Genomic DNA, 6404 nt, shown 5'->3' with positions numbered 1-6404 from the left:
TCGTCTTGCGACGTTAAGAATCCATGTCACTTTGAGTGCCCACACAGATTGTCTGATAAATTGTTAAAGAGCAGTGCCGCTACGTTTTCGCTGCGGCGCGGGGTGTGCATATTACGCTTTCCCGCTTCAGAGTCAAGCGTTTATTTTGCTTTTCTCTGCTGACCCGGCGGCTTGCGTGCCGTTGTTCCGTGTCAGTGGAGGCGCATTATAGGGAGTTCTTCTGAAGTGACAAGAGGAAATTTAAAAAAAGTTTCTGACCGTGTTTTTTTTCACCAAAAGCGATGAGATCAAGCTACAAATTGTTCTATTTGATGTATCTGCAACCACAATCACACCTGAGATGGCATAATTAGCCGCATCAATATTTAAGGAATAAAAGCGATGCCATTAAGCGCACAACAGTTGGCAGCTCAAAAAAACCTGTCGTATGTGCTGGCAGAAAAGCTGGCCCAGCTGATCTTAGCGGGTAAATATGCCCCAGGGAGCATTCTGCCCAGCGAGATGGAACTGGGGGATCGGTTTGGCGTAAGCCGTACCGCCGTTCGCGAAGCGGTAAAAACATTAACGGCGAAAGGAATGGTGCTTCCACGCCCGCGCATTGGCACCCGCGTTATGCCTCAGGGGAACTGGAACTTTCTCGATCAGGAATTACTCACCTGGTGGATGACCGAAGATAACTTTAATCAGGTCGTTGATCACTTTCTGGTCATGCGCAGCAGTCTTGAGCCTCAGGCCTGCCTGCTTGCCGCCACGCTCGGCACGGCAGAGCAAAAAGCGCAGCTCAATACATTAATGGAAGAGATGGTGTTTCTGAAAAAGCACTTTAACCGCGAACGCTGGATAGAGGTCGATATGGCCTGGCACGAACATATCTATAATATGAGCGGAAATCCTTTCCTGACCTCCTTTGCTTCTTTATTCCATTCTGTGTACCACACTTACTTTACCTCTATCACACAAGATGAGGTGGTGAAGCTGGATCTGCATCAGGCGATAGTCGATGCCATTCAGGAGAGCGACGGGCAGCGAGCCCTGAGTGCGTGCCAGGCGTTGCTGGCCGCGCCAACCCACCAGCAGGTAAATAAATGACTGAGAAAAAAGCACGCAGTATGGCCGGATTGCCGTGGATTGCAGCCATGGCGTTCTTTATGCAGGCACTGGATGCCACTATCCTTAATACCGCCCTTCCCGCCATAGCCCAAAGCCTTAATCGCTCCCCGCTGGCGATGCAATCCGCCATCATCAGCTATACCCTGACGGTGGCGATGCTTATTCCGGTCAGCGGCTGGCTGGCCGATCGTTTCGGCACGCGTAAAGTGTTCATGCTGGCGGTGACGCTGTTCACCCTCGGTTCTCTGGCGTGCGCCCTCTCCACTTCTCTGACGGAACTGGTTATCTTCCGCGTCCTACAGGGGATAGGCGGCGCGATGATGATGCCCGTCGCGCGTCTGGCGTTATTGCGCGCCTATCCGCGCAGCGAACTGCTCCCGGTGCTCAACTTTGTGACCATGCCGGGGCTGGTCGGGCCGATACTTGGCCCGGTACTCGGCGGGGTACTGGTGACCTGGGCAAGCTGGCACTGGATCTTCCTGATTAACATTCCGATTGGTGTGGCAGGGCTGATTTACGCCCGCAAATATATGCCGAACTTCACCACGCCACGGCGCAGCTTCGATATGGGCGGCTTCTTCCTGTTTGGCCTGAGCCTGGTCCTGTTCTCCAGCGGGATGGAGCTGTTTGGCGAGAAAATCGTAGCGACGTGGCTGGCGCTGGCCGTCATCCTCAGCGGTATTCTGCTGTTCCTTCTTTATATACGCCATGCGCGCCGCCACCCGACGCCGCTTATCTCTTTATCTCTCTTTAACACCCGAACGTTCTCCGTCGGGATCGCGGGCAATATAGCATCACGTCTCGGCACGGGCTGTGTGCCTTTCCTGATGCCGCTGATGCTTCAGGTCGGTTTTGGCTATCCGGCGCTGATTGCCGGCTGCATGATGGCCCCCACGGCGATGGGCTCTATCCTGGCAAAATCGACGGTCACGCAGGTGCTGCGCTGGTTTGGCTATCGTAAGACGCTGGTTGGCGTGACGGTATTTATCGGCTTGATGATTGCGCAGTTCTCCCTGCAATCTGCGGCGTTACCGATATGGATGCTGATCCTGCCGCTGTTTGTGCTGGGGATGGCCATGTCGACGCAGTTCACGTCGATGAACACGATTACGCTTGCGGATCTCACCGATGAGAACGCCAGCAGCGGCAACAGCGTACTGGCGGTGACCCAACAGCTGTCGATCAGCCTCGGGGTAGCCGTGAGCGCGGCGGTACTGCGGTTTTATGAAGGGTTTGACGGTACGAACACCGTTGAGCAGTTCCACTATACCTTTATCACCATGGGCGCACTTACCGTGGTATCGGCGGTGGTCTTTATGTTGTTAAAGCCGAAAGACGGCCGGAACCTGATTAAAGAGCGTCACAAAGAAAAGGCTAAACCGAACCGCGTTCCATCAGAACAGGAGTAAGCTGCAAACGTTGCTGTTGCAGCGTGGGCTGCGCCATACGGTGGATCAACACGTCGATGGCCAGCTCACCCAGCTCATCCTTCGGCTGATGGATTGTGGTCAGCGGCGGCGTCATGTAGCGCGCCAGTTCGATATCATCGTAGCCCACGATCGCCATATCGTCCGGAACACGTAACCCCGCCTGATACAGCGCCTGGTAAGCTCCGAATGCCATCGCATCGTTACCAATAAACACGGCCTGCGGGCGCGGCTCTTGCGCCAGCAGTTTCTGCATTGCTTCAAATCCACCGTTAAATTCGAAATCGCCGGTGATGCGATAGCCATCAGGAATGGCAAGCCCTGCCCGCTCCATTGCCGAAAGATAGCCTTCCAGACGCAAGCGCGCCGGGGTTTTATCCAGCGGGCCGGTAATACAGGCAATGCGGGTATGACCTTTATCAATCAGGTGCTGCGTCGCCATATCACCGCCCAGCAGGGAGTTATCCTGAATCAGATCGCTGGTCCCGTCGAACGGCGCCCAGTCCATCATTACCGTGGGAATAGAAGGGTAGCGCTGAATGATCTCTTTCGAGGGCTGATGCGTTTCGGTACAGAGCAGCAGCAATCCGTCGACGCGTTTTTGCATGAGCGTCTCCAGGTTACGGTTCATGCGCTGCTCGTCCCCTTCGGTATTGCACAGCACCAGGCTATAGCCGCGCTCGAAGCAGCTGCGCTCCACGCCGCGCACCAGTTCAGAATAGAAAGGATTGGTACTGGCCGTGATCAGCATGCCGATGGTGCGCGTCTGGTTAAGCTTCAGGCTGCGCGCCAGCGCGGACGGTGCATAGTTGAGTTCTTTAATTGCAGCGTTAACTTTCTCCCGAATCGCCTCGCTGACGAAGCGATCGTTATTGATAACGTGGGAGACGGTCGAGGTAGAAACGCCCGCCATACGGGCGACATCTTTCATTGTGGCCAAGCATTACCCCTGCTGACTTAAGAATTCATCAATCTCTTTACGCCATGGAACAGAAGGCTGAGCGCCTTTACGCGTCACTGCAATCGCGGCGGCGGCATGCGCAAAGCGGATCGCGTCATCCATTGCTTTTCCTTCCAGCAATGCCGTTACCAGCGCACCGTTGAAGGTGTCGCCTGCGGCGATGGTATCAATGGCTTTGACCTTAAAGCCCGGTACGCGACGGCCTTCGCCATTGACGCTAGCCCACACCCCACGGCTGCCGAGGGTGATTATCACGGTTCCAATGCCTTTTTCGTGCAGCGCACGCGCCGCACGCGCTGCATCGTCATCATTTTCGACACGGATACCCGTCAACTTTTCCGCTTCGGTTTCGTTCGGGGTAATAATATCCACCAGCGCCAGCAGTTCGTCTGATAATACACGGGCAGGCGCAGGGTTAAGTACGACAGTGGTATGATTCTCATGCGCAATTTTCGCGGCGGCCAGCACGCTTTTAACCGGAGACTCCAGCTGCATCAGCAGGGCTTCCGCGCCGGCGATGATCCCACGCTGCGCTTCGACGCGTTCAGTCGTTAACGCGGCGTTAGCCCCCGCATGAATACCGATGACATTCTCACCTTCCGCATTGACGAAGATCAGCGCCACGCCGGTAGATTCCCCTTCAACAATGCTGACGGGTGCAGTATCGATGTTGTCGCTTGCCAGCTGATTACGTACGCGCTCGCCGGTATCGTCATCACCCGTACAGGCGATAAACGCGATATTCGCCCCGCTGCGCCCTGCGGCAACCGCCTGGTTTGCGCCCTTACCGCCGAACGCGACCTGATACTGATTGCCGGTGACGGTTTCGCCCGGCGTGGGGAACGTTTCAAGGTTAAGAATGTGATCGGCATTGATACTGCCAAGGACGACGAGGTTGCCTGCGGTTTTCATGTATTGAGGTGTCCATCTGAGAGCGCCACCGGTATTACCCGGTGGCGTATGCCACACTTTTCTTTTATTTGGTGTCCCTCAGGCAGCCAGCGACTGCCTGAATCGCCTTTACTGCTTAATGACCAGCTTCAGGTCAACAGGGTATTTGGCCTGAACTTTTTCGCCCTTCAGCACTTTATCGGCAGTTTGCACGCCAGTCGCGCCAATCTGCTCAGGCAGCTGAGCGATGGTCGCAGCCAGTTTGCCATCATTTACTGCTTTTTCACCATCCGGCGTGCCGTCAAATCCGACAACCATCACATCTGATTTACCCGCAGTCTGGAGCGCACGCAGCGCACCGAGCGCCATTTCGTCGTTCTGTGCAAATACCGCCTGCACATCAGGATGCGCGGTCAGCAGGTTCTGCATAACGTTCAGACCCTTAGTACGGTCGAAGTCTGCCGGCTGGCTCGCCAGTACGTTAAATTTATGCGCCGCAACAGCCTGCTGGAAGCCTTCACCACGTTCACGGGCCGCGGAAGTCCCGGCGATACCCTGCAACTCGATCACTTTCGCGCCTTCACCGGCTTTCTTAGCAATGTAGTCACCGGCGATTTTTCCGCCCAGTACGTTATCAGACGCAATGTGGCTGACCACGTCGCCTTTCGTCGCCTGACGGTCCAGGGTGATCACCGGGATCTTCGCCTGGTTTGCCATCTTCACGGCGTTACCGACCGCGTCGGAATCCGTTGGGTTGATCAGCAGAATTTTCGTACCGCGTACGGTTAAGTCCTGAACGTTAGCCAGCTCTTTCGCCGGGTTGTTCTGTGAATCCAGCACCACCAGGTTGTAGCCCAGTTTGTCTGCTTCTTTCTGCGCACCATCCTTCAGAGAGACGAAGAACGGGTTGTTCAGGGTAGAGACAACCAGCGCGATGGTATCTTTCGCCATGGCGTTAGCACTTACGGTTGCGCTCAGCGCGACAGCAGAAACCAGGGTAGCCAGTTTTTTCATGTTCATATCTAAGATGTCCTGTAGTGTCGTCAGTTACTGTTTTTTGTTGTCTACCAGTACCGCCAGCAAAATCACCACTGCCTTAACGATCATCTGGTAATAGGAGGAAACACCTAACAAATTCAAACCATTATTCAGGAAACCGAGGATCAGTGCGCCGATCAATGTCCCAACAATGCGACCTTTACCGCCCGCAAGGCTCGTACCGCCCAGAACCACCGCCGCGATGGCATCCAGCTCGTACCCCGTTCCCGCCGTTGGCTGTGCGGAAGAGAGGCGCGCCACTTCGATGATGCCCGCCAGAGAGGCCAGCAGGCCGCACAGGGAGTAAACGATAATTTTGACTTTATTGACGCTGATGCCGGACAGACGCGTGGCCGCTTCATTACCGCCCAGCGCATAGATATACCGGCCCAGGCGGGTATGGTGCAGCATGTACCACGCCGCCAGGAAGACGATAGCCATGATCCAGACCGGCGTCGGGATGCCCAGCGGGCGACCGATACCGAACCAGCCAAACAGATCGGCGTTATCCGTAAACCCGGTATTCACCGGGCTACCGTTGGTGTACACCATGGTCACGCCGCGCAGCAGCAGCATCATCACCAGCGTGGCGATAAACGCCTGAACGCGGCCTTTTGCCACAATCACACCGGTAACGGCGCCAATCGCCGCGCCTGCCGCCAGGGCAGCGGCAACGGCCACCAGCGCGTTAACTTCAATGCCGACAATCGACGCGGCAATCGCACCGGTGAGCGCCAGCAGGGAACCGACGGACAGATCGATACCCGAGGTCAGAATCACCAGCGTCATCCCCACCGCCATAATGGCGTTGACGGAAGTCTGCTGAAGAATATTGAACAGGTTATTGACGGTAAAAAAGTTCGGGCTCATGGTCGAGACAATCGCGATCAGCACCAGTAGGGCAATCAGCGATTTTTGTTCCATCAGCCATGCCTTTGTGAAATAGCGGCGACCAGAAACAGCCTGGGTAGTCATCT

Annotated in this window: 6 protein-coding genes; 2 read left to right on the top strand and 4 right to left on the bottom strand. The window is 55.5% G+C overall.

The genetic code is table 11. The annotated features are described in order from the left end of the window. The first annotated feature begins 381 nt into the window (after positions 1-381). Both IM300_RS20925 and mdtD read left to right on the top strand, forming a co-directional pair. Complete coding sequence (locus IM300_RS20925; protein ID WP_064910073.1) at positions 382-1089, top strand: FadR/GntR family transcriptional regulator; 708 nt, start codon at positions 382-384, stop codon at positions 1087-1089. Beyond that, positions 1086-2519 (top strand): multidrug transporter subunit MdtD, encoded by a 1434-nt coding sequence (mdtD, locus tag IM300_RS20920; RefSeq protein WP_063452027.1) that lies wholly within the window; start codon positions 1086-1088, stop codon positions 2517-2519. Before IM300_RS20925 ends, mdtD begins: the two co-directional genes overlap by 4 nt. On the opposite strand, the gene rbsR is transcribed toward mdtD, so the two are convergent. The 4 genes from rbsR to rbsC all read right to left on the bottom strand — a co-directional run bounded on the left by rbsR (position 2485) and on the right by rbsC (position 6402). Then, the gene (gene rbsR / locus IM300_RS20915; RefSeq protein WP_193038170.1) at positions 2485-3477 is read right to left on the bottom strand and encodes a ribose operon transcriptional repressor RbsR; all 993 of its coding nucleotides are present in this window, start codon (positions 3475-3477) and stop codon (positions 2485-2487) included. The two genes, mdtD and rbsR, sit on opposite strands and share 35 nt — an antisense overlap. 3 nt (positions 3478-3480) lie before the next feature. Continuing rightward, positions 3481-4410, bottom strand: coding sequence for a ribokinase (rbsK, locus tag IM300_RS20910; protein ID WP_193038169.1), 930 nt, complete (start codon positions 4408-4410; stop codon positions 3481-3483). 108 nt (positions 4411-4518) lie between these two features. Continuing rightward, the gene (gene rbsB / locus IM300_RS20905) at positions 4519-5409 is read right to left on the bottom strand and encodes a ribose ABC transporter substrate-binding protein RbsB (RefSeq protein ID WP_003862397.1); all 891 of its coding nucleotides are present in this window, start codon (positions 5407-5409) and stop codon (positions 4519-4521) included. A gap of 27 nt (positions 5410-5436) precedes the next feature. Further along, entirely contained in the window at positions 5437-6402 is a 966-nt protein-coding gene (gene rbsC, locus IM300_RS20900; RefSeq protein WP_047360514.1) for a ribose ABC transporter permease, read from the bottom strand. Positions 6403-6404: the final 2 nt, after the last annotated feature.

Source organism: Enterobacter cloacae complex sp. I2, from assembly GCF_014896205.1.
Classification (GTDB): domain Bacteria; phylum Pseudomonadota; class Gammaproteobacteria; order Enterobacterales; family Enterobacteriaceae; genus Enterobacter; species Enterobacter quasihormaechei.
This window is presented reverse-complemented; position numbering and strand designations above follow the sequence as displayed.

Bases quoted from the DNA above. Each gene is read 5' to 3' on its own strand.
- rbsC (WP_047360514.1), bottom strand. From the start codon at position 6,402: ATGACTACCCAGGCTGTTTCTGGTCGCCGCTATTTCACAAAGGCATGG.
- rbsB (WP_003862397.1), bottom strand. From the start codon at position 5,409: ATGAACATGAAAAAACTGGCTACCCTGGTTTCTGCTGTCGCGCTGAGC.
- IM300_RS20925 (WP_064910073.1), top strand. From the start codon at position 382: ATGCCATTAAGCGCACAACAGTTGGCAGCTCAAAAAAACCTGTCGTAT.
- rbsK (WP_193038169.1), bottom strand. From the start codon at position 4,410: ATGAAAACCGCAGGCAACCTCGTCGTCCTTGGCAGTATCAATGCCGAT.
- mdtD (WP_063452027.1), top strand. From the start codon at position 1,086: ATGACTGAGAAAAAAGCACGCAGTATGGCCGGATTGCCGTGGATTGCA.